Source organism: Streptomyces sp. NBC_01471 (assembly GCF_041438865.1).
Taxonomy (GTDB): domain Bacteria; phylum Actinomycetota; class Actinomycetes; order Streptomycetales; family Streptomycetaceae; genus Streptomyces.
Genome location: NZ_CP109450.1, coordinates 3,606,386 through 3,630,432 on the forward strand (window position 1 = coordinate 3,606,386; position 24,047 = coordinate 3,630,432).

At 72.6% G+C, this 24,047-nt stretch carries 22 protein-coding genes; 5 read left to right on the plus strand and 17 right to left on the minus strand.

Annotated elements, in window-relative coordinates:
• Positions 1-32 precede the first annotated feature (32 nt).
• The gene (locus OG285_RS15775; RefSeq protein ID WP_356826386.1) at positions 33-437 is read left to right on the plus strand and encodes a TIGR03618 family F420-dependent PPOX class oxidoreductase; all 405 of its coding nucleotides are present in this window, start codon (positions 33-35) and stop codon (positions 435-437) included.
• 127 nt (positions 438-564) lie between these two features.
• Here OG285_RS15775 and OG285_RS15780 read toward each other — a convergent pair whose 3' ends face one another.
• Entirely contained in the window at positions 565-894 is a 330-nt protein-coding gene (locus tag OG285_RS15780) for a (2Fe-2S)-binding protein (protein WP_356826388.1), read from the minus strand.
• 327 nt (positions 895-1,221) lie between these two features.
• Between OG285_RS15780 and OG285_RS15785 the strand changes: the two genes are divergently transcribed.
• Entirely contained in the window at positions 1,222-2,205 is a 984-nt protein-coding gene (locus OG285_RS15785; RefSeq protein WP_356826390.1) for a helix-turn-helix transcriptional regulator, read from the plus strand.
• A 220-nt stretch (positions 2,206-2,425) separates the two neighbouring features.
• Here OG285_RS15785 and OG285_RS15790 read toward each other — a convergent pair whose 3' ends face one another.
• From OG285_RS15790 to dnaK, 4 genes are read right to left on the minus strand one after another with little or no spacing between them, the layout of a single operon-like run.
• Positions 2,426-2,893: a heat shock protein transcriptional repressor HspR gene (locus OG285_RS15790; protein WP_356826392.1), complete on the minus strand. Its 468-nt coding sequence runs from the start codon at positions 2,891-2,893 to the stop codon at positions 2,426-2,428.
• 1 nt (position 2,894) lies between these two features.
• Complete coding sequence (gene dnaJ / locus OG285_RS15795) at positions 2,895-4,088, minus strand: molecular chaperone DnaJ (RefSeq protein WP_356826394.1); 1,194 nt, start codon at positions 4,086-4,088, stop codon at positions 2,895-2,897.
• A gap of 39 nt (positions 4,089-4,127) precedes the next feature.
• A complete protein-coding gene (gene grpE / locus OG285_RS15800; RefSeq protein ID WP_356826396.1) occupies positions 4,128-4,790 on the minus strand; it encodes a nucleotide exchange factor GrpE in 663 nt (220 codons plus the stop codon).
• Complete coding sequence (dnaK, locus tag OG285_RS15805; protein WP_356826398.1) at positions 4,787-6,664, minus strand: molecular chaperone DnaK; 1,878 nt, start codon at positions 6,662-6,664, stop codon at positions 4,787-4,789. The genes grpE and dnaK overlap by 4 nt, the downstream gene beginning before the upstream one ends.
• A gap of 406 nt (positions 6,665-7,070) precedes the next feature.
• On the opposite strand from dnaK, the gene OG285_RS15810 reads away from it, so the two are divergent.
• Positions 7,071-7,358 (plus strand): chaplin, encoded by a 288-nt coding sequence (locus OG285_RS15810; RefSeq protein WP_356826400.1) that lies wholly within the window; start codon positions 7,071-7,073, stop codon positions 7,356-7,358.
• 127 nt (positions 7,359-7,485) lie between these two features.
• Here OG285_RS15810 and OG285_RS15815 read toward each other — a convergent pair whose 3' ends face one another.
• Both OG285_RS15815 and OG285_RS15820 read right to left on the minus strand, forming a co-directional pair.
• Positions 7,486-8,346 (minus strand): tyrosinase family protein, encoded by an 861-nt coding sequence (locus OG285_RS15815; RefSeq protein ID WP_356826402.1) that lies wholly within the window; start codon positions 8,344-8,346, stop codon positions 7,486-7,488.
• Positions 8,347-8,365: 19 nt separating this feature from the next.
• Positions 8,366-8,878 carry a tyrosinase family oxidase copper chaperone gene (locus OG285_RS15820; RefSeq protein WP_371791309.1) on the minus strand — a complete coding sequence of 171 codons (513 nt, stop codon included), beginning with the start codon at positions 8,876-8,878 and terminating at the stop codon, positions 8,366-8,368.
• A 317-nt stretch (positions 8,879-9,195) separates the two neighbouring features.
• Here OG285_RS15820 and OG285_RS15825 point away from each other — a divergent pair, with 317 nt between their 5' ends.
• Entirely contained in the window at positions 9,196-10,485 is a 1,290-nt protein-coding gene (locus OG285_RS15825; protein WP_356826406.1) for a cytochrome P450, read from the plus strand.
• Positions 10,486-10,550: 65 nt separating this feature from the next.
• Here the strand turns inward: OG285_RS15825 and OG285_RS15830 are convergent, their stop codons facing one another.
• Both OG285_RS15830 and OG285_RS15835 read right to left on the minus strand, forming a co-directional pair.
• The gene (locus tag OG285_RS15830) at positions 10,551-11,045 is read right to left on the minus strand and encodes a DUF5949 family protein (RefSeq protein ID WP_356826408.1); all 495 of its coding nucleotides are present in this window, start codon (positions 11,043-11,045) and stop codon (positions 10,551-10,553) included.
• 198 nt (positions 11,046-11,243) lie between these two features.
• A complete protein-coding gene (locus tag OG285_RS15835) occupies positions 11,244-12,599 on the minus strand; it encodes an ATP-grasp domain-containing protein (RefSeq protein ID WP_371793546.1) in 1,356 nt (451 codons plus the stop codon).
• A gap of 178 nt (positions 12,600-12,777) precedes the next feature.
• On the opposite strand from OG285_RS15835, the gene OG285_RS15840 reads away from it, so the two are divergent.
• The gene (locus OG285_RS15840) at positions 12,778-14,088 is read left to right on the plus strand and encodes a glycosyl hydrolase (protein WP_371791310.1); all 1,311 of its coding nucleotides are present in this window, start codon (positions 12,778-12,780) and stop codon (positions 14,086-14,088) included.
• A gap of 53 nt (positions 14,089-14,141) precedes the next feature.
• On the opposite strand, the gene OG285_RS15845 is transcribed toward OG285_RS15840, so the two are convergent.
• From OG285_RS15845 to OG285_RS15880, 8 genes are read right to left on the minus strand one after another with little or no spacing between them, the layout of a single operon-like run.
• Positions 14,142-15,329 carry a GNAT family N-acetyltransferase gene (locus tag OG285_RS15845; RefSeq protein ID WP_371791311.1) on the minus strand — a complete coding sequence of 396 codons (1,188 nt, stop codon included), beginning with the start codon at positions 15,327-15,329 and terminating at the stop codon, positions 14,142-14,144.
• Complete coding sequence (locus OG285_RS15850) at positions 15,329-16,024, minus strand: lipopolysaccharide biosynthesis protein (RefSeq protein ID WP_356826414.1); 696 nt, start codon at positions 16,022-16,024, stop codon at positions 15,329-15,331. Before OG285_RS15850 ends, OG285_RS15845 begins: the two co-directional genes overlap by 1 nt.
• A gap of 51 nt (positions 16,025-16,075) precedes the next feature.
• A complete protein-coding gene (locus OG285_RS15855) occupies positions 16,076-17,236 on the minus strand; it encodes a glycosyltransferase (protein WP_371791312.1) in 1,161 nt (386 codons plus the stop codon).
• Positions 17,233-17,997: a polysaccharide deacetylase family protein gene (locus OG285_RS15860; protein WP_371791313.1), complete on the minus strand. Its 765-nt coding sequence runs from the start codon at positions 17,995-17,997 to the stop codon at positions 17,233-17,235. The genes OG285_RS15855 and OG285_RS15860 overlap by 4 nt, the downstream gene beginning before the upstream one ends.
• Positions 17,987-19,657, minus strand: coding sequence for a lipid II flippase MurJ (locus tag OG285_RS15865; protein ID WP_371791314.1), 1,671 nt, complete (start codon positions 19,655-19,657; stop codon positions 17,987-17,989). The genes OG285_RS15860 and OG285_RS15865 overlap by 11 nt, the downstream gene beginning before the upstream one ends.
• A complete protein-coding gene (locus OG285_RS15870; protein WP_371793547.1) occupies positions 19,654-21,207 on the minus strand; it encodes an O-antigen ligase family protein in 1,554 nt (517 codons plus the stop codon). Before OG285_RS15870 ends, OG285_RS15865 begins: the two co-directional genes overlap by 4 nt.
• Positions 21,204-22,697 (minus strand): exopolysaccharide biosynthesis polyprenyl glycosylphosphotransferase, encoded by a 1,494-nt coding sequence (locus OG285_RS15875; protein ID WP_356826422.1) that lies wholly within the window; start codon positions 22,695-22,697, stop codon positions 21,204-21,206. Before OG285_RS15875 ends, OG285_RS15870 begins: the two co-directional genes overlap by 4 nt.
• The gene (locus OG285_RS15880; RefSeq protein ID WP_371791315.1) at positions 22,694-23,827 is read right to left on the minus strand and encodes a glycosyltransferase; all 1,134 of its coding nucleotides are present in this window, start codon (positions 23,825-23,827) and stop codon (positions 22,694-22,696) included. The genes OG285_RS15875 and OG285_RS15880 overlap by 4 nt, the downstream gene beginning before the upstream one ends.
• Positions 23,828-24,047 lie beyond the last annotated feature (220 nt).

The window sequence follows — 24,047 nt, forward strand, 5'->3', positions numbered from 1 at the left end:
GGACGCGGCGGGAGCCGGGTAGGTTCGCGCCCATGGCCATTGACCCACGGAACCCCGATCCGCCCTATCTCAGCTTCTGGCGCGAATTCCATCGCTGCACCTTGACGACCCCGCGCCCGGACGGTTCACCGCATCTGGTGCCGGTCGGCGTGACGTGGGAACCGGAGGCCGGGATCGCCCGGGTCATCGCCAACAAGAAGTCGCGGAAAGTCGCGAACGTCCTGGCCGCGGGCCCCGAGGGGGCGCGGGTCGCGGTCTGCCAGGTGGCGCCGGGGCGCTGGGCGACGCTGGAGGGGCGCGCGCGGGTCCGCACGGAGCCGGATGCCGTCGCCGAGGCGGTACGGCGTTACGCCGAGCGCTACGGGCGTACGCCGACCGAGAACCCGGACCGGGTCCTGATCGAGATCAGCGTCGAACGGGCGATGGGCCGCGCCTGACCGGCGTCCGGCCCGAACGGCCCGCCCGGGTCCGGGCGCAGCACAGCGGCGCCACCGTGTTCAGGTCACGGTGGCGCCGCTGTGTGGGGGAAGCACCTGAGCGATCTGTTGCACCGGGGGAATCGCGTCAGGCACTGCGGGGGATAGCTGTGGTCGGCTCGGCGTCGAACAACTCGTGGTCACGCCGGTCGAGGTTCACGAACACCATGCCGTAACGGATGGCACAGCGAACAGGCTGTGGGGCGCCGCGGGGCTTGCGCAGGCACCGGTAGGCGCGGACGTCACCGTCGTCACCGTCGTCCTCGCGTACGACGACCACCGGCTCACCGAACAGGGTGACCATCAACGAGTCACCACGGCGCGGAATCGCCGTGACGAGGTCGATGAAATGCCACCCGGAGCGGTAGGCGACGGCCATCTCGCGCTGGAAGACTCTGTCGTCCGGTGGGACGGTCATGCGCTTGCCGATGCCGAAGAGCTGTCCCAGCCGCTGTCCATGGGCGGAGGCGCCGCGTGCACAATGTCCCAGCCGCTGTCCGACGAAGCGGCAGCCTTGTCGGCCCCCGCACCGAGGCTCGCCCCACCCAGAACACCGAACGCCAAGGGCACGGAGAAAGCAACGGCAAGCGCCGAGCGAAGCAATATCTTGTACATAGTCGGCTTCGTCCTCACTTGATGGTGTCTTCTCCCCCGCATCACAAGACGATGGCTTATTCCGGCACGTCAGCGCTACACGCACGATGCATCATGTTCTTGCACGTTCAGGACCCTGGGGGGTGGAGATTTGCCTTGTAACACCACACAACCGACACACCCTCACGCCGTCACCGACTTGTGCGACGAGGGGGCCCGCCTCTATGCCAGTGCGTTGACTACCGGACGCGTCACCCGCATCGAGGTGGAATCAGCGCCGTGCCTGGTGGAACTGGCGCTGTTGCACCCGGATCCCGACGACGTGAACTGGCTCCGGCCGGTTCTGCCTTCCATCGCGCTTGCCCAGCGGCTGCATCCGATCGAGCGCGAGATCCAGGACCGCAGACGGCTGTCTGTCGAGCTGACGGACTCTTTCGAGCCGTTCATGGCCCTCAGCGCCCAGACCCCGGCAAGCACCCACGCGATCACGGTGCTGGAGGGCTTCGACAGGATCAACGCGGCCCTCAACCTCGCCACCGCCGAGTGCGGCACCGAGATGCTGACGGTCCAGCCGGGGGGCGGACGCAGCGAGCACGTCCTCATTCAGGCGCTGGAGCGGGACAGGCCCCTGATCGACCGCGGCGTCAGCATACGGACGCTGTACCAGCACACCGTCAGGCACAGCCAGGGGACGCTCGCCTACGTCGACCGGATATCCGGCGGCAAGGCCGAAATCCGCACCCTCGAAGAGCTCATCGAGCGCCTGATCATCTTCGACCGCACGGTCGCCTTCATCCCCGCGCGCGACGACCGCCGGGTGGCCCTGGAACTCCGGCATCCCGGACTCGTCGAGTACCTCATCAAGGTCTTCGAGCAGTTGTGGCGGCGCGGCACACCGCTGCTCGACGAGATCCCGTACAACCCCACCCCCGAAGGCGTGTCCGGGGTCCAGCGTTCCATCGCCCAACTCCTGGTCGAGGGACATGTCGACGAGGCCATAGCCCGGCGCCTCGGCATGAACGTACGGACGTGCCGGGCCCACGTCGCCAAACTCTCCGCATCCCTGGGCAGCAGCAGCAGAGCCCAACTCGGCTATCTGATCGCGCAGTCCGGCATCCTGAAGCAGGGAAGCTGACGTCTGCCACCGCGCGAAGAGACTGCCCCGCGTCTCTCCGCCCCACCTCGGCGTCCGCACCTGCCGCACCCACATCGCCCACCTCTCCACCGTGCTCGGCACCCAGAACCGCGTACAACTGGGCGTCCGCATCGCCCAGTCCGGGATGCTCGACGGCCAGGAACACGCATGAGGGGCCGCCACCCCTCCGGGTGACGACCCCTCACACACGCGAACTGAGCTACTCCGGTGACCGCTTCGGCCTCGGCCGCCAGACCACCAGTGCGCTGGTCTGCTGCGCGTCCTGGTACGGGACCAGGTCGCGGCGGTACGAGGCGTGGACCTGCGCCTCACGCTGCTGCATGGCCACCGCCGCGCCGTCCACGGCCGCCGAGAGCTCGGCGACCCTGGCCTGGAGCGCGGCGACCTGGTGTTCCAGCTCGATGATGCGCTTGATGCCCGCGAGGTTGATGCCCTCGTCCTGGGACAGCTGCTGCACCGTACGGAGCAGCTCGATGTCCTGGGCCGAGTACCGCCGCCCCCGGCCGGCCGTCCGGCCCGGTGAGACCAGGCCGAGACGGTCGTACTGGCGCAGGGTCTGCGGGTGCAGGCCCGAGAGCTGAGCGGCCACCGAGATGACGTACACGGGGGTCTCGTCAGTCAGTTCGTACCCCATGGAGGGGTCACGGCGTCCTCGGCGGCCATTCATCTCAAGCTCCCTTCACGGCCTGGAAAAGCTCCGCGCGCGGGTCCTCCCCCGCGGTCGCGTCGCGGTAGGTCTCCAGCGACTCCCGTGCCTTGTCGCTGAGATCCGCCGGTACGGCGACCTCGACGGTGACCAGCAGGTCACCCCGGGTGCCGTCCTTGCGTACGGCGCCCTTGCCCCGGGCCCGCATCGTACGGCCGTTGGGCGTACCCGCCGGCAGTTTCAGCGTGACCGGGGGTCCGCCGAGCGTCGGTACCTTGACCTCGCCGCCGAGCGCCGCCTCCGTGAAGGTGACGGGCACGGTGAGGGTGAGGTTGTCGCCCCTGCGGCCGAAGACCGGGTGGGCGTCGACATGCACGATCACATAGAGGTCACCGGCCGGGCCGCCCTGCTCGCCCGGGGTGCCCTTGCCGCGCAGCCTGATCCGCTGGCCGTCGGAGACGCCCGCCGGGATCCGGACCTGCATGGTCCGGGAGGACTTGGCCCGCCCGGAGCCCTTGCAGACGTCGCAGGGGTCCTGGGCGATGAGCCCGCGGCCCTTGCAGTCCACACACGGATCGGTCAGTGAGAAACCGCCGCCGCTGCCGCGCGACACCTGGCCGGTGCCGACGCAGGTCGGGCAGACCCGCGGGGTGCCGTTCTTGTCGCCGGTGCCCGAACAGGCCTTGCACGGCGCCTGGCTGGACATCCGCAGCGGGACTGTGGCCCCGTCGACCGCCTCGGTGAAGCTGAGCGTCACCTCGGACTCGATGTCCTGGCCGCGGCGCGGCTGGGTGCGGGTGGTACCGGGACCGCCCCGGTTGAACAGCCCGCCGAACACGTCCCCGAGTCCGCCGCCGAAACCGCCCGCGCCGCCCGGCTGCTGCCCCGCTCCCCCGCCCGGGGTACCTCCGAAGAGGTCCCCCAGGTCGAAGTTGAAGGAGCCGCCGCCGGCGCCGGGCCCTGGCCGGTAGCCGCCGTTGCCGAAGAGAGCACGCGCTTCGTCGTACTCCTTGCGCTTCTTGGGGTCGCCGAGGACGTCGTTCGCCTCGGAGACCGCCTTGAACCGCTCCTCGGCCTTGGCGTCACTCTTGTTGGCGTCCGGGTGCAGCTCGCGGGCGAGCTTCCGGTACGCCTTCTTGATCTCGGCCTCGGTGGCGTCCTTCGGGACGCCGAGAACCTTGTAGTAGTCCTTCTCGACGAAGTCCTTGGTGCTCATCCCCGACGTCCCTCCTTCCGGTCGCTACTGATGTGCGTGTCAGCCCTCGTCCGGGCCACCGCTGTCCTCGTCCGGCGCCTCGTCCTTGGCCTGCGCGCCCGGCTGGGGCTCGGCCACCGCGACCCGCGCGGGACGGATGGTGCGCTCGCCGAACCGATACCCCGGCTGCAGGATCGCCACGCACGTGTCCTCGGTGATGTCGGGCGCGTACGAGTGCATCAGGGCCTCGTGGATCGTCGGGTCGAAGGGCTCGCCCTCCTTGCCGAACTGCTGGAGGCCCATCTTCGCGGCCACCGACTCCAGCGATTCGGCCACCGACTTGAAGCCGCCGACCAGCTCGCCGTGCTCGCGGGCGCGGCCGATGTCGTCGAGGGTCGGGAGGAGTTCGGACAGGAGGGTCGCGACGGCGACCTCCTTGACCTGGACCCGGTCCCGCTCCACCCGGCGGCGGTAGTTCTGGTACTCGGCCTGGAGCCGCTGGAGGTCCCCGGTGCGCTCGCTGAGCGCGGTGCGGACCTGGTCCAGCTGAGCGGTGAGGGCTGTTTCCTGACCGTCCTGACTGCTCTGTGCGTCCCCTGCCGGGGCCGCCGGCTCCGACTCCTTCCCGGAGTCGGGCCCGGCGGCCTTCGGCGCGGCGTCTTCGGAGGTCGCGCCGGAGGGGACGTCGGGCTCCTCCTCGAAGCCCGGAGTCTCCTCCGTCATGCGGCGCCTCCCTGACGGCCGTCCTTCTCGTCGTCCACGATCTCGGCGTCGACCACGTCGTCAGGGGCCTCGGTGGCCTGCTCGGTACCCTCGGCACCCGGCGCACCACCGGCGGCAGCGGCGCCCTCGGCGTTCGCGTACATCGCCTGGCCGAGCTTCTGCGAGACCGCGGCGACCTTCTCGGTGGCCGTGCGGATCTCGGCTGTATTGTCGCCCTCGGCGGACTCACCCTTGAGCTTCTCCTTCAGCTCGGTGAGGGCCTCCTCGACCTCGGTCTTGACGTCGCCCGGGACCTTGTCCTCGTTGTCCTTGAGGAACTTCTCGGTCTGGTAGACGAGCTGCTCGCCCTGGTTGCGCGACTCGGCGGCCTCGCGGCGCTTGTGGTCCTCGTCCGCGTACTGCTCGGCCTCTTCGCGCATCCGGTTGACCTCGTCCTTCGGCAGCGAGGAGCCACCGGTGACGGTCATCTTCTGCTCCTTGCCGGTGCCGAGGTCCTTGGCAGCGACGTGCATGATGCCGTTGGCGTCGATGTCGAAGGCGACCTCGATCTGCGGCACACCGCGCGGGGCCGGCGGCAGACCGGTCAGCTCGAACATCCCGAGCTTCTTGTTGTACGCCGCGATCTCGCGCTCGCCCTGGTAGACCTGGATCTGCACGGACGGCTGGTTGTCCTCGGCCGTCGTGAAGATCTCGGAACGCTTGGTCGGGATCGTGGTGTTGCGCTCGATGAGCTTCGTCATGATCCCTCCCTTGGTCTCGATACCGAGGGACAGCGGCGTCACGTCGAGGAGCAGGACGTCCTTGACCTCGCCCTTGAGGACACCGGCCTGGAGCGAGGCGCCGATCGCGACGACCTCGTCCGGGTTCACACCCTTGTTGGCGTCCTGACCGCCGGTGAGCTCCTTGACGAGCTCGGCGACGGCCGGCATACGGGTCGAGCCACCGACGAGAACGACGTGGTCGATCTCGGAGAGCTGGATGCCCGCGTCCTTGATGACGTTGTGGAAGGGGCTCTTGCAGCGGTCCAGCAGATCGGCGGTGAGCTGCTGGAACTGCGAGCGCGTGAGCTTCTCGTCCAGGTGCAGCGGGCCCTCGGCCGACGCCGTGATGTACGGCAGGTTGATCGTGGTCTCCGTCGAGGACGACAGCTCGATCTTCGCCTTCTCCGCGGCTTCGCGGAGACGCTGGAGAGCCATCTTGTCCTTGGCCAGGTCCACGCCGTGACCGTTGGCGAACTGCTTCACCAGGTAGTCGACGACGCGCTGGTCCCAGTCGTCACCACCGAGGTGGTTGTCACCGTTGGTGGCCTTGACCTCGACGACACCGTCACCGATCTCAAGGAGCGACACGTCGAAGGTGCCGCCGCCGAGGTCGAAGACGAGGATCGTCTGGTCGTCCTTGTCGAGCCCGTACGCCAGCGCGGCGGCCGTCGGCTCGTTGACGATGCGCAGGACGTTCAGGCCCGCGATCTCGCCGGCCTCCTTCGTCGCCTGGCGCTCGGAGTCGTTGAAGTACGCCGGGACGGTGATCACCGCGTCGGTGACCTTCTCTCCCAGGTACGACTCGGCGTCACGCTTCAGCTTCTGCAGGATGAAGGCGCTCATCTGCTGCGGGTTGAAGCTCTTGCCGTCCAGGTCGATCTTCCAGTCGGTGCCCATGTGGCGCTTGACCGACCGGATGGTCCTGTCGACGTTCGTGACTGCCTGGCGCTTGGCGACCTCGCCGACGAGCACCTCGCCGTTCTTGGCGAAGGCGACGACGGACGGCGTGGTCCTGGCGCCTTCGGCGTTGGTGATGACGGTGGGCTCGCCGCCTTCGAGAACGCTGACGACGGAGTTAGTCGTGCCCAGGTCGATGCCGACCGCACGTGCCATGGTGAATCCTCCAGCTGACTTGAGTGGAACTGGCTCAAGAGTGCACGACAGATCCTGTCGAGTCAACCGGCCTGAGTCGAGTGCACTCAACTTTTATCCCGGCCTTATGCGCAACATGCCATCAGCCCTGGTGGGATGGGGTGTGGCCGGATGTGACCGAGCGCCGCGGCGGCGCGGCACGGGCAGCGCGGTGCCGCAGATGCCACGAATGAGCCTATCGCCCCGAATGGGCCATCGCTCAGCATGCTTCCGCTTCTGCGGGGGCCGCGGGCCCCGCACCGAACCCCGGTGACTTTGATCGTCATCCGTTACCGCCGGTGCGCTACGGCGTTGAACGACACGTCAGACCGTGAATCGCTGCGGCTGACCCTGAATGTTCCCGTTCCACTGTTCCAAGGAGAACGCAATGTCGCGTATCGCGAAGGCCGCTGCCGTACTCGCGGGCACCGGCGCCGTCCTGGCCGGCTCCGCCGGTCTGGCCGCCGCCGACGCCGGAGCCCACGGTGCCGCTGTCGGCTCCCCGGGTGTCATCTCCGGCAACCAGATCCAGGTCCCGGTCCACATCCCGGTGAACCTCTGCGGCAACACCGTCAACGTCATCGGTCTGCTGAACCCGGCGTTCGGCAACACCTGCGTCAACGCCGACCAGCACCGCAGCCACGGTGGCTACGGCGACGACGGCTACGGCAACTGAGAGACCGGTCCACCGGTCCGCCCGAGCTGAACCGGCGGGAAGTACTTTCCCCCGCGATCTGCGGCCATCCCCTCGGAGGGGGTGGCCGCAGGTGTGTCCGGACCCGCGAAGGGCGTACGCGGTCCCCTCAGGCGTACCGGTACAGGGACGCGTGGCTCAGCAGCGACGACGGCCTGACGCCCCACGGCTCCATCGGCTCGTCCAGGCTGAAGATCCGGCCGCTCTGCGGGTCGTCCGGCGCGAGCTTCCTGGCCGGGAGGAACCCGGCGTGCGGATGCGCCTTCTGCCAGCGGTCCCACACCAGGTCGCAGAAGGAGTGGTGCAGCCAGAAGACCGGGTCGTTGGGCGAGGTCGCGGTGTTCATCGCCCCGCCCACCCAGCGGTGCACCAGGTTGTGGTTGCGCCAGGCCGGGCCGTTGCCGACCGACCAGCCCTCGAAGGTGTTGCGGAAGCCGTTCGGCACGGTGGAGTCCCACGGGGCCGCGTCGTACAGCGGCTCCCTCATCGCGCGGGCCAGATCGGCCCTGCTCGGCAGCGGCACGGGGCGCTCGTGGCGGCCGAAGTCACGGGTCAGGAACCGGTTCTCGGTCACGCCGACGTTGACGTCCCAGTTCCCCTGGCGGTAGGCGAAAGGCCCGGTCATCACCTGCTGGTCGGAGCGCCGGCCGTCGCCGCCCAGGAAGTCGTCGCCCCAGAGCGCGGCCGCCGGGGTGTTGTCGACCGTCCAGTCCCAGTAGGGCACGGTGACACCGGGGTCGACCGCCTGGAGGGCGCGCTCGAATTCCAGCACGAAGCGACGGTGCCAGGGGAAGAAGGTGGGCGCCATGTGGGCGACCCGCTTCCCCGGCGAACCGTCCGGCACGTAGTACTCGCCGTGCGTCCGGACGAACTCGTCGTACTGGCCGGAGCGCTTGACCTCAAGGACGGCGGAGACGAACCGCCGCTTCTCGGCCGCGGTGAGGTGCTTCTGGTTCTTGCGGGTGTACACGGGTCAGGAACCTCCGCGGTCAGAGCTGCTGCTGCATGGACGTCGACGACAGCTGGGCCGTGCCCAGTTCATCGACCGCGCCGCGCGCCGCCGCGAGGGGCGTCGGATACGACTCGTAGTGGTCGACCATGCTGAGATAGCTGCCGTCGGCCCGCCGCATGAGGTGCAGCGGCCTGCCGTCGACCGACACCTCGGTCGAGTCGCCCGCCGTGCCGCCCCGGATGCGCCGGCCCCGGTACATCTCGTCGAACACGTCCCGCAGCTCCTGCGGCGGCCCCGGCGACAGGGTCCCCTTCCCGTCGTCGCCCTCCTGGTCCGTGGCTCCGGCCCGCACGATCGGGGCCAGCGCCCCGGCCGTACCGCCCACCGCACCCACGGCGAACAGGGCGCGCAGCACACCGCGCCGGGGGATCGGCCCCAGCCGGTCCACGGGCAGCGGCCGCGCGGTCGGGGCCGCACCTCCCGCCCGTGCCCCCTGTTCCCGCCATCCCGGCCGCTCCCTCCCGGCCGTGCCGCGCGTGGACGTGCTCATCCTGGCTCCTTCCGGTTCACCCCGCCGGTCAGCGCGGTCCGCCGCGCGTGATGCACGCCGGGCCGCGCCTCGTCGGGGACAACGACGGCACGAGGAAACAGTTCTTCAGACAAGTCACCGCACCGGCGCGCCGACCAGCGGCTCCGGCTCACTCCACTGCTCCCGGCCCGGCCGCCGTTCGGCCGTACGGGGGGAATGTCCCGCGCCGGGGCGGGAACTTGTCACCCGGCCCGGCCGGGGGCGGCCCGCACCGCCGCGGATGCGCAACGATGACCGCCGGACCAGGGCCGTTCGGCCCGGGGGAAGGACATCGACGGATGAGGGTCCCGGCACAGTCGGCCGTGCTGCACACGGTCCACCCGGCGGAGGTGGATCTCGCGGACCCGTCGTTCTGGCAACTGCCCCCCGCCGCACGGCTGGACGCCTTCGCCGCGCTCAGAAAGCTCGGCCGGCCCGCGTACTTCACCGAGCGTCCCGCCACCCGGCGCAGGCCCGGGCAGGGGTTCTACGCACTGGTCACCCACGCGGACGTGGTGCGGGCCAGCCGGCTGCCCGAGGTGTTCGCCAGCGCCCCCGGTGTCACCACCCCGGAGCCCGCCGGGTGGGTCAGGTTCCTGTTCGGCGAATCCATGGTCAACCTGGACGCCCCGCACCACACCCAGCTCCGCCGGGTGGTCTCCCGGGCCTTCACCCCGCGGCTGCTGGCCGCCGCCGACGAGGACATCCGCCGGGTCGCCGAGCGCGTCGTGGACGACATGGTCGCGCAGCGGCCCGGTGAGTTCGTGGCGTCGGTGGCGTCCCGGATGCCGTTCGAGGTCATCTGCAATCTCATGGGCATCCCGGAGCGCTACCGCGCCGACATCGCGGGCCGCGTCGACCACGCGTCGGAGAACGCCGGCGTGCGGCGCGGCATCGGCGCCCGGCTGCGCGACCCGGGGCGCGGGCTGCGGGCGCTGGCCCGGATGCATCTGATGATGGCGGCGCTCGGCCGCGAGCGGCGGCGCAGGCCCACCGACGACCTGATCTCCGCGCTGGTGCGCGCCGACGTCGACGGGCAGGGGCTCGGCGCCCGCAGTCTGGGCTCGTTCTTCTCCCTGCTGATGGTGGCCGGGGTGGAGACCACCCGGAACGCGATCACCCACGCGCTGACGCTGCTGACCGAGAACCCGGAACAGCGGGCCCTGCTGACATCGGACTTCGAGCGGTACGCGGACGGGGCGGTCGACGAGGTCGTGCGGCACTCGACGCCGATCATCCAGTTCCGCAGGACGGTGCGGACGGAGTACGAGCTGGGCGGCCACCTCTTCCGGCCCGGCGACAAGGTCGTCCTCTACTACGCGTCGGCCAACCGCGACGAGGCGGTCTTCACCGACCCGGACACCTTCGACATCACCCGCAGCCCCAACCCGCATCTGGGGTACGGCGGCGGCGGTCCGCACTTCTGCCTGGGCTCGCACCTGGCCCGGCAGGAGATCAAGGCGCTCTTCCGGGAGCTGCTGAGCCGCCCGCTGGCGCTCCGCGCGGTGGGCCTCCCCGACCTGGCCGGCTCGAACTTCGACAACAGGGTGCGGGCGCTGCGCTTCGCCTTCGACCCGCCCGCGCGGTGACGGCCCGTACGTGACAACGGGGCGGGGCCGGGGACGTGCGTCCCCGGCCCCGCCCCGCGGCTGCCCTACTTGCGCAGCTGGGTGACCGGCAGCATGCAGTGGGCGGACGTGGTGAGCATGGCCTCGTCGCCGACGAAAGCGCTGAGCACCTCCTCGGAGACGGGCCTGCCCGGCACGGCCTCCGGCCACGGCTTGGTCGCGAAGATGAAGTGCACCTCGCCTCGCTCGGCCACGGCCTGGAGCCACTCCGGCGGGACCGGGCACTGGGCGCTCAGATACGGCATGTTGACGGCGGCCTGGCCGCCCTCGACGAGCAGCCTGACCGGGAAGCCGGCCCGGGAGCCGTCGGCCAGCGAGCTGCCGAGCGGGATGCCGAGCTCGCCGAAGAGCGTGCGTACGGCGGCCTCGCCCGCCTCGGGACCGTCCTTGCCGTCACCGAGTGAATAGGCCAGCAGATAGGGCAGGTTGTTCGTTTCGGGGTCGCCGGACCAGGCGAGCACGGAGAGGGTGCCCAATTGGTCGCGCTGGACACTGCTTGTGGCGGTGTGGGATGCGGTCATGGCTCGGCACCCTAGTGGCGGGCCGGGGCCCCCACCGTGGCCGTTCACCCGGATGGCGGAGCCGCGCGCCGCAAACCAGCCGCAAACCATCAGTCAGGGCGTACGGCCGCGACCACGGCCCGGAAACCGGACTGCCCAGGACCGGGCGGGTCCTGGGCAGTCCGCAGGGAAACGTTCATTCCCCATGCGACGCCGTGATCAACGACCCCCCGTCGCATTCGTCACCGGTCCCGGCCCCGCCGCCGGGCTGCCGGGCCGGGAGGCCGGACTGCCGTCCGGGGAGACCCGGGTGGCGGGGACGTGCGGGTACGGCGGCGCCGGGGCCGGGCCGCGCAGCAGCCCGGCGCCCTTGCGCAGCCCCCGGCCGCACCACACCGCCCCCATCGCGAGGAAGGGCCGGATGTCGTCCCGCGCGAACCAGGCGTACTCGGCGCCGCCCCGTCTCCCGCCGTCCGTGCCCCGGGGGCGGACCGGAGCCCAGGGCCTGCCCCCGGAGGCCAGCAGCGAGAGCAGCGCATAGTTCTCGGCGACGAAGACCCGGCCGGGATCCGCCGCGGACGGCCGCACGGGGTGGCCCGTCAGGTCCAGGTACTGGGCGCGTACGACGTCGAGCCCGGCCCGGTCGGTGAAGAGGCGGAACTGCGCACCGGGGCGCGGATTGAAGTCCAGCAGGTGGAAGCCGCCGGTCGACGGGTCGCGGCGGAAGTCGAGGTCGAGGATGCCCCGGTAGCCGACATGGGCCGCCAGCCGCAGGGCCGCGCCCTCCACCTCCGGGTTCGGCTGCCGGCGGCCCACCGCGGTCAGCCCGGTGCGCGGCGGCCAGGAGAGGGCCTTCTGTCCGGTGCCGCCCAGCAGGCAGCGGTCGCGGCCGGCGAAGTAGCCGTGGAAGAACCAGTCGCTGCCGGGGCCGTACGGCAGATACCGCTGGAGCAGCAGCCGGCTCCCGGCCGCACCGCTCCGCTCGTACAGCCGCACCGCTTCGGCGGCCGAGTGCACCAGGGCCGTGCTGCGCAGCCCCGGCCCGCCGGGCAGCAGCCAGGGCCTGCTCCACTTCGCGACCATCGGCAGCCCCAGCTGCCGGGCGGCGCCGGCCGCGTCGGCGGCGCTGCCGGGGATCACCGTCGCCGGGTGGGGGATGCCCACCTCGGCGCAGAGCGCGGCGAGTTCGGCCTTGTCGGCGAGGCGCCCCGGCAGGCCGGGCGGCTGTTCGGGCAGGAGGTAGCGCCCGGCGAGGCGCGGGGCGAGTGCGGCGGTGTGGATGGCGCTGATGTCGTCCATCGCGATCAGCACGGCGGGGCGCCCGATCCGTTCGGAGATCCGCAGGAGCGTCCGGTGGAAGAGGTCCCGGGTCGTCCGGCCGGGCAGCGCGAGGTGCGCGGTGTGCAGATGGCGGGACCGGGTGACCGGGCTGCGCGCCGATTCGACCAGGGCGTGGACCTCGGTCCCGGCCCGGCCCAGCGATCTGACGGCGCCGAGGGTGCCGTGGTGCAGCGGGTTCCGGTCGAGCCGGACGAGCAGAGCGGGCACCGGTGGCCCGGCGTCGAGCGGTGGCATGGACGTCACGTCTTTCACCTGGATGGAGCTGACTGGGAGTCACGGACCGCACCGATGGCCCAGCGCAGCGCGCCCGGGCGGCCCGTCGGGTGGACGGTTTGACCAATGGCTCATGAGTCCGCGGGATTCCGCCGCCTTCACGAGATCACGAGACCACGAGTTCAACGAGGAGAGGCCCATGCCGCATTCACGACGTCGGTTGAGGGGCGCTTGCATCGCGGGCGTGACCACCGGTCTTCTCGTGACCGGCGCGGGCGGCGCGCACGGAGCGCTCAGGCCCGCTCCCGCCCCGTCCCCCACCGGGTCCGCTCCGGCGGCTCCGAAGGACTCCGTACCCCCGGCGCCGAAGGACCCCGCGCCGAAGGAGCCCGCACCGGCGATGCCGAAGGGCCCCCTGCCCGCGGCCCCCGAGGACGCCGCACCGGCGGTGGGCGCGTACCTGGACTACGGGCCGAAGGGCGTCGCGCGGATGGCGGACCTCTCGCGCTGGCTGGGCGGTGCGGACGTGCGGGTGGGCCACACCTACCTGCCGGGTGACGTCTGGTCGAACATCGAGGGGCAGCCCGACTTCCTCGAAGCCTGGGCGAAGTGGCGGCGTGCCGAGGCCGACCGGATGTTCGTGCTCAACGTGCCCATGCAGCAGCACAACGAGGACCATGTGTCGGACGACGAGGTCCGGGACCTCATCGGCCGGGGCGCCCGGGGCGACTTCGACGACCACTACCGCAAGCTGGCCACCCGGCTGGTGAAGCTGGGGATCCCCGACACGGTGATCGTGCTGGGCTGGGAGATGAACGGCACGACCTACACCCAGCGCTGCGGTCCCGACCCGCGGGGCTGGAAGACGTACTGGAACCGGATCGTCACCGCGATGCGCTCCGTCCCCGGCCAGAAGTTCAAGTTCGACTTCACGCCCAACCGCGGCCGGGACGACATCCCCTGGACGAAGTGCTACCCGGGCGACCGCACGGTGGACATCGTGGGGATGGACTCGTACGACCAGCCGCCCGGCGACACCTTCGAGGACCAGGTGAAGGGGGCGTACGGGCTCCAGGCGCAGGTCGACTTCGCCGCCGCGCACAAGAAGCAGATCTCCTACCCCGAGTGGGGACTCTTCAGGAACGGCGACAACACCGACTACATGCGCGGGATGCTGGCCTGGTTCGACGCGCACAAACCGCTCTACCAGACCATCACGGACTACTGCCCGCACGGCGTGTGGCAGTGCGACGAGAACCCCGACGCGTCGAAGATCTTCCGGACCACGGTGTCCCAGGAGGCCGGGCAGGAGCCGGGCAGGCCGACCACCGAGCCGAGTACGCAGCCCAGCACGGAGCCGACCCCGAAGCCGACGGAGCCGGGTGTCAAACCGCCCGCGCGGCCGGAGCCGAACGGCCAGAAGCAGTGGTGTGTCCAGGTCGACCTGGGCGAGTGGGCCAGTCCCTGGTTCAAGCCCCGGAAGATCTGCGTGTCCCTGCCGGAGGAGTGACCGGACGGCAGACGGGCCGACCGGCAGGGCGCGGGACGGCGGGCGGCAGGCGGTCACCGATCGCCTGCCGCCCGCCGGCCGCCGATCCGGGTGCGCCACTCGCGCACCACGGGCCCGAGGGAACGCGCCGCGTCAGCCGCCTTGTCGCGGCCCGCCAGCTGGGCCGCGTACAGGTTCAGCGCCGGGGCGAGCGCGGCCGGCGCGAGCAGCAGCCGCTGGTTGGTCACCACGGCAGGGCGCCAGTGGCTCTTGTACGGCTCGGTGCCGCGCAGCAGGCTGATGACGGTCCGGCCGCTCTCCGCCGCGTGCCGGGCGTCGCGCCGCAGCAGCATCGTCGCCACGTCGACCTTCTTCGCACGGAGCTCGGGGTCGGCGCCGTACAGATAACCGCCGCTGAGCTGGGCGGACTGGAGCGTCACATTGGCGGCGACCACCGCGCCGTCCAGCCGGTACTCGGTGAGCGCCGCGTCGCCGTCCCTGACCATGCGCCGGGTGGCGCGCGTCAGATGTTCGGCGAACCGCGGCCTGAGGTGCTCGGGGGTGACACCGCGGCCGCGCCACTGCAGTTCGTGCAGGCGCAGCAACTCCCTGATGGTGCCGGGCACTTCGTGCTCGGCGACCGTGTACTCCTCGATCCGCAGCGCGTCGAGCTTGCGCAGCTTGGCCCGGATCCGCTGGGCCCGTGCGGAGGCGAGCCGCTTCACCAGCTCGTCGATGGGCTGGGCGGGCAGTTCGAGACAGACCGAGTCGCTGAGCCTGCGCCGCGCCCCCGGCCAGCGGTCGTAGAGCTGCTCGGCCGCGGCTCCCGGCCGCACCTCGCGCAGGTCGATCACGGCGTGCCGGGCGGCCCGGCGCAGCCCCTCGGCGAGCGCGGTGAGCGTGCCGGGCGGCTGCGAGCCGTCGATGAGGACGTCCGAGAAGTCGGAGATACCGCCGCCCAGCGGGACGAGCAGCGGCAGCGGCCGGTGGACGAGCATCAGCGGGGCGGCTCCCACCAGCCGTCCGCCGCGCCGTACGAGCACCACGCGCAGCCGGCCGGGCGTGCCGTACGAGAGCCACCAGGAGTGCAGCCAGGAGTGGCTCTGGAACGGGGTGGCGGTGGCGCAGCCGCGGTGCAGCGCCGCCCACGGGGTCTCCAGCGCGGCGAACTGCCGTTCGTCACGGCACAGCGTCACGGACAGGCCGGCCCCGGACCCGGTCCCGGCCACGGCCTCGGTCCCGGTCGCGGCGGCCACCGCCATCAGACGTGTTCCTTCTGCTGGGCGGGCTCGGCGAGCGTGTCGGCTCCGGTGGCCTGGGCGGGCGCCGGGACCGCCGTGCCCGGGTTCCACTGCCTGCGGCGCGGGCGGACCAGGAGCACGAGGGCGCCGACGAGGCCTCCGGCGCAGCCGCCGACCGCGATGCCGACCGGCACCGAGGGCGAGACGGCGGCCGACGGCGCGACGGCCTTCGAGAACAGGACCAGCCGGACGCCGGTACTGGCCGAGGCGCTGTTGCCGCCGGCCGTGAGCGCTCCGGCCACCGCGTTGGCGATGTCGGCGGCCGTGCCGGGGCGCGTCGCGGAGCCGGTGATGCCGATCATCGGGGATTCGGGTGAGGTCTCCGTCCGGACGTGCCGCCCCAGCGTCCGCGCCGGGACGCCCGCCGCGGCGTGCGCCGCGGCGAGGGTCGACGTACTGGTGGAGATGCGGCCGTACGCCTGGGCGAAGCCGAGGGCGGTGGCGGGGTCGGCGCCCTTGTCGGGCGCCGCCAGGACATAGCTGGTGGCGGCGTAGTCGGGCGCCGCGAGCGCTCCGTACGACGCACCGCCGACCACGCCGACGAGGGCGCACAGCGGCAGCGGCCACCAGGACGGCAGCGCGGCGGCACGGCGGCGGACGGCCCGTGCGACGGTCCGGGGGGTGACGCGGTGCTCTTCTCGGGGCGAATCAGGCATGGGGCTCACTTCTTCGTCGGTGTCCCGGAACGGGGGCGTCACGGAACGGGGTTACGGAACAGGGGTCACGAACGGAGGGCGTACGCGCGGGACGGTCGGGGCGGCCTCGACGGTGCGGGCGTACACGCCGAGCAGGCTGGTGGCGCTGCGCGCGATGTCGTAGTGGCCGACCACGGCCGGGGGCTCCAGCCGCCGCACGCCCAGCTCCAGTTGGTGGCGGAGCGCCGCCTCGATCGTCTCGGCGCCGCCCGGCACCCGCACCGCGCCGGGCACCGGTTCCGCCGACAGGTCGTCGAGCGCGGGACAGGCCGCGTACAGGACGGGCAGACCGGCGGCCAGCGCCTCGACGGTGGCGAGACCGAAGGACTCCTCGTCGGACGCGGAGACGAAGACGTCCACCGCGTCCAGGACGGCGGGGACGGTCGGCCCGGCGTGCGGCCCGTCGGGCAGCGCGTCGCACTCGCCGAGGAAGTGGACGCGGCCACCGGCCCCGAGCCGCCTGGCGAGCGCCCGCAGCGCCTCCAGTTCGGGCCCGTCCCCGGCCAGCAGCAGCCGGACCCCGGGCAGCGCGGCGACCGCCCGTACCAGCAGGCCGAACCGCTTGCCCGGCACCAGCCTGCCGACGCCGCCCACCACGAAGGCGTCGGCCGGGATGTCCAGCAGGGCCCGGGTGGCGGCCCGGACCTCCGGGTCGTGCCGGAACCGCGCCCCGTCGATGCCGTTCGGTACGACATGGATGCGCCGCGCCGGGACGCCCCAGGCGCGCAGCCGGTCGGCGACGGTCGCCGACACCGCGACCGTCGACGAGCCCAGCCGCTCGGTGCACAGATACAGCCCGCGGGCGGACCGGGTGAGCGGCCGGCCCTCGATGTACCGCTCGCCCAGGGAGTGTTCGGTGGCGATGGCGCGTACCCCGGCCAGCCGGGCGGCGATCCTCCCGTACACGCAGGCGCGGTACAGGTGGGTGTGGACCAGGTCGTACCGGCCGCGCCGGATCAGCCGGGTCAGCCGGGGGAGCGCGGCGAGGTCGCGGTTGCCGCCCATCCCCAGGTGCGTGACGGATACCCCGTCGGCGTGCAGCCCGTCGGCGACCGGGCCCGGGTTGGTGAGGGTGACCACGTCGCAGTCGACGGGCATCCGGCGCAGCAGCAGCCGCAGTTGCTGCTCGGCGCCGCCCACCCCGAGCCCGGTGATGATGTGCAGGACCCTCACCGGCTGCCACCGGCCCTCAGCTGCCGGATCCCGTGCAGCGCCCGCTTGGTGCTCAGCCGCAGACCCCGGTCAGCGTGGCTGATGTGGGTGCGGGCCAGTGCGTGGTCCCCGGCGAGCGGGCCGGGCGCGATGGCGCAGCCGTAGCCGTACCCGGCGTCGCGCACGGCGTCCACGGCCCGCCGGTCGATGGTGCCGTACGGGTAGCAGAAGCCATCCGGCTCGACTCCCGTGATTCGGCGCAGCAGTTCGCGGCTTCCCCGGGTCTCCTCGCGCAGTTCGCCGTCGGCCGTCTCGGTGAGGTCCTGGTGGTACAGGCCGTGCGAGCCGATCTCCATGCCGGCGTCGGCGGCGGCCCGGATGCCGTCCTCGGTGAGGAGCGGTTTGCGCGGGCCGAGCGGGTCCCAGTCGTTGTCGCCGCCCAGCCTGCCGGGCAGCACGAAAAGGGTGGCCGTGCACCCGTGCCGCTTCAGCAGCGGCAGGGCGTGCTCGGTGAAGTCGCGGTAGCCGTCGTCGAAGGTCAGCCCGACGAGACCGCGCCCGAGCCCCCCGGCACGGGCCCGCAGCAGGGTCCCCACTCCGACGCCGGTCAGCCCGCGCCGCTCCAGGCTGCGCAACTGGCGGTCGAGGCGCTCGGGAGAGACGGTGATGCCGTACGGGTCGTCGGCCGGGTCGGCCACCGAGTGGTACATCAGGATCCACGGCTGGATACGGGACCGGGGTGCGGGCGGGGCGGCGTCGCGTGACGCCGTGTCAGCGGACATGACGGAACCTTTGCTTGGTGAGGTCGAGCAGGCCGACGACTTCGGGGGCGCGCAGCGCCAGTGCCGCCGCGGCGAACACACCGGGCACCAGCAGGCAGCCGGCGGCCAGGCTCGGCAGCGCGCCGGGGACCAGCGGGGCGAGCAGCAGACCCGCCGCGCAGGCGGCGACGGCGGCGGCGGACAGCCTGGCGAGCGTCAGGGCGACACCAAGTACGTGGATGGAGACGACCCGTGAGCCGAGCCCGCGCAACAGGAACCCGGCGGTGACGGTGATCCCCAGGGCGTTGGAAGCGGCGATGCCGTACACCCCCCACGGGCCGACGGCGAGCGCACCGGCGACCGCGTTGACGAGGAGCCCGGCTCCCATCGCTGCGGCCGGGAACCAGGTGGGCCGCGCCGCCGAGAAGAACGGCCTGCCCAGGGCGCCGACGAGGCACTGTCCGAGCAGCCCGAGGGCGTAGACCCGCATGATGGACGCGGTGGTCGCGGTGTCGGCGGCGCTGAACGCGCCGCGCTGGAAGAGGACGTCGATGATCTGCGGGGCGTAGGCGACGACGACCGCCGTACCGGCCAGCACGACGACCCCGGCCAGCGCCAGATCACGCTCGACCCGGCGCCGCGCCTGGTCGCCCTCGCCGTCCGCGACGGCCTTGGCGACCACCGGGAAGGTGACCGTGCAGATCATCAGCGACAGCATCATCGGCACCTGCGCGACCTTCTGCGCGTAGTTCAGGTGCGAGATGGCCCCGGCGGGGAGCGAGGCGGCCAGGAACCGTTCGATGAGGACCTGGGACTGGCGGCAGACGGTGAAGATGACGACGGGCGCCAGCACACCGATACCGAGGAGCGCGGGCCGTGCGGTACGGGCCGGGGCCGCGGCGCCGGGGAGGAGAACCCCGTCCGCCGACCGTACGGCCAAGTGCTTCACGAAGGCGGGCAGTTGGGCCAGCACCATCAGGACGCTGCCCGCGGCGACCCCGGCAGCGGCGGCGCGCACCCCCCACAGGGAGTGCAGCACCAGCATGGTGACGATGATGCCGACGTTGTACGCGACATAGATCGTGGCGGGCGGCAGATAGCTGCGGTGCGCCCGCAGCGCCGCGCTGAGATAGCCGGTGATCCCGAACGAGAGCACGGTCAGCGCGGTCAGCCGGGTGCACGCGACGGCCACGCGCGGCTCGGCGAGGCCGGGCGCGAGGAGATCCACGATCACCGGGGCGCCCAGCACCAGGAGCCCGGTGGTGCAGCCGAGCAGGACGAGCAGGCGTGGCAGGGTGGCGGCGACCAGGCTCCGTACGGGGTCCGGGTGCTCCCCCGCGGCGCGCCGGGCCAGCGCCTGGCTGAAGGCCGGTACGAGCACCAGCGCCATCGCGTCCTCGATGAGCAGCGTGGACGCCATCTCCGGCACGGTCCAGGAGATCAGGAACGCGTCGCTGTCGCTGCCCGCGCCGAAGAGGTGCGCGATGCTCTGGTCCCGGACCAGACCGAGCACCGACCCGGCGACGGTCAGCGCCGCGGTGACCGCGGCGGCCCTGGCCAGCACCTTCCCGAGCCGGGGCGGCTGCTGCGGGACGGGCGGCGCGTGGACCGCGCCGGGCGGCGCGGACACGGCGGTACGGGCGGTGGCGCGCGGGCCGGTACCGGTCGTGGTCTCGTTCATACGGCGCCCGGCCGTACGGGACCCGAGGTACGCGCGGAGCCCGGAAGCACAGGGCCCGGCGCAGGCGCGGAACCGGGAAGCACGGCGTCCGCCGTACGCGCGGAACCGGGAAGCCCGCGGCCAGGAGCCACAGCGACCGCGGTCACGGCGCCCGGACTCACAGCACCCGGCAGCACCGCGCCCCGCGCATCCGGTCCCGCCAGTGCCCACCAGGCGACGAGGCCGAAGACGATGCCGGTGAGTGCGGTCGAGGGGCCGCCGATGTCCGCGTACAGGAAGTCGACCGTCTGCCAGAGCATCAGCCCCACCGCCACGAGCCCGCAGTCGGCGGCCGCTCCGCGCCGTCTCCGCGCGGAGTACAGGCGGCGCGCCCCGCCCACCAGGAGCGCGGCCCAGCTGCCGGCCAGCGCGGTGATCCCGACGAGGCCCTGTTCGCTGAGGACCAGCAGATACATGTTGTGCGGCGACAACAGCGGCTGGCGCTGGTAGGCGTGGCCCGCGCCCGCCGTGTCGGAGCCCGACGAGAGCCCCAGCGAGGCGTGTCCGTCCCGGTACGCCGGGAAGCCCTTGAGGCCGACGCCCGTCGCGGGCTCGTCGCGCCACATGCTCACCGCAGCCGCCCACATCGTGTACCGGTCGGTGACCGACTGGTCGGGGGCGGCGGTGACCTGGGTGATGGAGCCGAGCCGGTCGGTGATGAGCTGCGAGCCGACCCCGAACCCGCCGACCAGCACCACCACGACGGCGACCACGGCGGCCAGTGCGCGTACCGCCGTGCGCAACCCGGCGAGCAGCACGACGGCCAGCACCGCGGCCACCGTGGCGATCCACGAGCCGCGGCTGAAGGAGAAGGCGAGCGGCGGCACCAGCGCCACCGCGGCGGTGAGCGCGGCCGGGCGCACCCAGCGGGGCGCGCCGGGCGGCGGGCGCAGCGCGAGCCCGGTGGCGGCGACCGTCCCGAACGCCACGATGGTGGCCATGCCCATGACGTCGGTGGGTCCGAAGGTGCCGACGGCCCGGATGTCGGAGCCCATGTAGGAGGCGCCGCTGCGGGTCGCGTACTGCCAGACGCCGAACCCGCCCTGGACCAGAGCGAGTACGACGAAGGCCCCGGCCACGAACCGGAAGTCCCGGGCGTCCCTGAGCAGCAGCACGACGGCCGCCGGCACCAGCACGAACACCTGGAGGTAGCGCACGAAGCCGGGGAGCGCGGCCGCCGGGTCGGCGGCGGTCACGGTGGCGACGGCCAGCCCCACCACCGGAACGCCCAGCACGACGGCGGCGGCCGGGCTCAGCGGTCGCGATCCGCGGCGCAGCAGCCGTACCGCGCAGAACAGCACCAGGAACGCCGAAGCCACGTCGGCGACGGAGATGTTGGTGGAGGCGCTGGACCCGTTCCCGTACTCGAAGGGGACGGCCAGCAGGATGACGGGCGCGGCCACGGGCAGCACCGGCCACCAGCGGGCGAGCCGCCCGGAGAGCGGTGGGGCGGGCCTTCCGGTGCGTGGCCGGGGCAGTGCGGGGGCCGGGGAGAGGACCGTCACGGTCAGCTGCCTCCCAGCCGGAAGAGCGAACCCGCGGTCCTGACCAGGATGCAGATGTCCTGCCAGAGCGACCAGCTGTCGATGTAGTGGTTGTCGAAGCGGGCCCGGTCCTCGATGGAGGTGTCCCCGCGCAATCCGCTGACCTGGGCGAGCCCGGTGATCCCGACGGGCATCCGGTGTCTGGACCGGTAGCCGGGGTGGCAGCCGGAGAACTTCGTGACGAAGTAGGGGCGTTCGGGCCGCGGGCCGACCAGGCTCATGTCCCCGCGCAGTACGTTCCACAGCTGCGGCAGCTCATCGAGCGAGGTCCGCCGCAGCAGGCTGCCGGCACCGCTCATCCGCCGGTCCGTGGCGACGCTCCACCGGGTCGCCGACTCGTGCTCGTCGGCCGGGCGCAGCGTACGGAACTTGAGCAGCGTGAAGGGGCGCCCGTCCATCCCGATCCGTTCCTGCCGGAAGAGGACGCCCGGTCCGTCGGAGATCCGTACGGCCAGCGCGCACAGCCCCATCACGGGCGCGGCGGCGAGCAGCGCGAGGCAGGCGAGGGAGGCGTCGAGGGCGCGCTTGCCCCAGCGGCTCGCACGGTGCCCGGGCACGGCCAGCGGCCGGACGGCGAATCCCCACAGATGGTCGGCCGAGACCCTGCGGTACCCGGGCCCCGACGTGTCGACGAGCCACAGCTGCACGCCGTGTCCGCCGAGCAGCCGGACGAGGGCGGGGTCGTCGGCCCCGGTCCTGCCGGGGCCGACGAACAGCGCGTGGCGGACCGTGGTCTGGATGACCGCCCGGCCGATGTCCTCCGGGGTCGTCAGCACCGGCAGTGCGGAACTCCCGTCCCCGGCAGCGGATCCGGCCTCGGCCGCGGTGCCGGCCCCGGCCTCCACCAGGCCCACCGGCCGCATGCCGTACGCCGGGTGCGCGTACAGCGCGGCACTGATCTGCTGGGCGGCCGGGCCGCCGCCGACGATCAGCGTCGAGTGGCTGCGCCGGGCGGCGGCGACGCGCACCAGCTGGTGGACCGCGCCGCGGACCGTGCAGCCGATGAGGGTCTGCGCGGTGACCGCGGTGGCCAGCACCGTCCAGTCGAGTACGTGCCAGGGCCCGACGGCCGCGAGGCACGCGGCGGCCGTGCACCACAGGACCAGTGCGTGGCCGAGCAGCGCGGGCAGTTCGAGCAGCGCCGAAGGGGAGAGGCGCCGCCGGTAGAGACCGCCCCGCAGGTGCAGGGCCAGATGCAGCGCGAGGAGCGGTACGAGGACCAGCGGCGCCAGCCGCAGCCCCGGCACCAGCGCGCTGGTGCCGGCCAGGGCCAGGGTGTCACCGGCGATCAGCGGTACGGCGGCCCGGCCACGCCGCGGCCCCACCGGCCGTACCCGCTCCGGACGGGGCCCGTCCGCGCTGCGCGGCGGGTGGATCGCGGGCACGGGCCGCTGCACGGCCGTGGCGGGGCCACCGCCCCGGCCGCCGTGGGGAGCATGTGCGCTGTCCATCGTCATCGGCTGATGCGCTCCCTCGTCGTGGATCGGTGCTGTCCGAGGAGCCGGTGGTACAGCTCCGAGACCGCGGTGGCCGTGTGCCGGACATCGAAGTTCGCCCGGGTGTGGGCCGCGGCCTCGCGGCCGAGCACGTCCCGCAGCCGGGCGTCGGCCAGCAGCTTCCCGACCGCGCGGGCCAGCGCGTGCGGGTCGTCCGGCGGGACGAGCCCGTGCCGGTCGTGCCCCGGCGGCAGGCTCTCCCGGGCGCCGTTCACATCGGTGAGGACGACAGGGCGGCCGCAGGCCATCGCTTCGAGCGGGGCCAGTGCCATGCCCTCCCAGCGGGACGGCAGGACGACGAGGTCGGCGGCGCGCAGCCAGTCGCGCGGTCCGTCGACCGCTCCGGCGAACAGCACACCGGGCGGCGCTGTCCTGGCCAGCGGTTCCCGGTCGGGGCCGTCCCCGACCAGCACCAGCCGGGCTTCCGGCACCGCGCGGAGGATCTCGGGCCAGGCCCGCAGGAGTACGTCCTGCCCCTTCTGCCGGCAGAGCCGGCCGACGCAGACGACGACGGGCCCGGGGCCCAACGCCGCTGGCCCGGAACCCGGTTCGGTCCCGGCACCGCCGTCGGCGCGGAACTCGCCGAGGTCGACGCCGTTACGGATCACCGACCACCGGGCGGCGATCCCGGCCGCCTCACCGGCCCGCCGTTCGGCCTCGCTGACGCAGAGGACGCGCTCGGCCCACCGGGCCGCGTACCGCTCCCAGGCGAGCGCGAGACGCGCGGTCCCGCCGCCGACCGCCTCGAACGACCAGGCGTGCGGCTGGAAGACCGTCGGAACGCGCCCGCGCACGGCGAGCCGTGCGGCCAGACCGGCCTTGGAGCTGTGCGCGTGCACCACGTCGGGGCGGCTCGCCCGGATCAGCCGGGCGGCGGCAGCGGTCTCGGCGGCCAGTTCCGGTCCCGGCGAACGGCCGGCCACCCAGGGCCGGACATCGGCCCCGGACCCGGCGAGCGCCGACGCCAGACCGGCACCGGGGGGACAGGCAACAACCGCCCGGATCCCCTCGGCCACTTGCGCCCGCACCAGGTCGGTGACCACGCGGGCGACTCCGCCGTCCACCGGCTGGACGAGATGAAATACCGTCATCCGGCGTCCGGGAGAAATGTTTTCTGGCAGCACGTGTGCGGCTCTCGTAGTACCTGACCCGGAGATCGGTTTCCCCGGGATGCGCGGAGCGGATGGCTCAGCGACGCGAATCCGTCTGCACGAGGAGCGCACCGGGAAAACACCCGCGGCTTTCGGCGGAGAAGGGGAAGTCCGGGCGTCCGGCGCCGCGGGGGAGAACGGGCTTCGGATCGAATGCGCC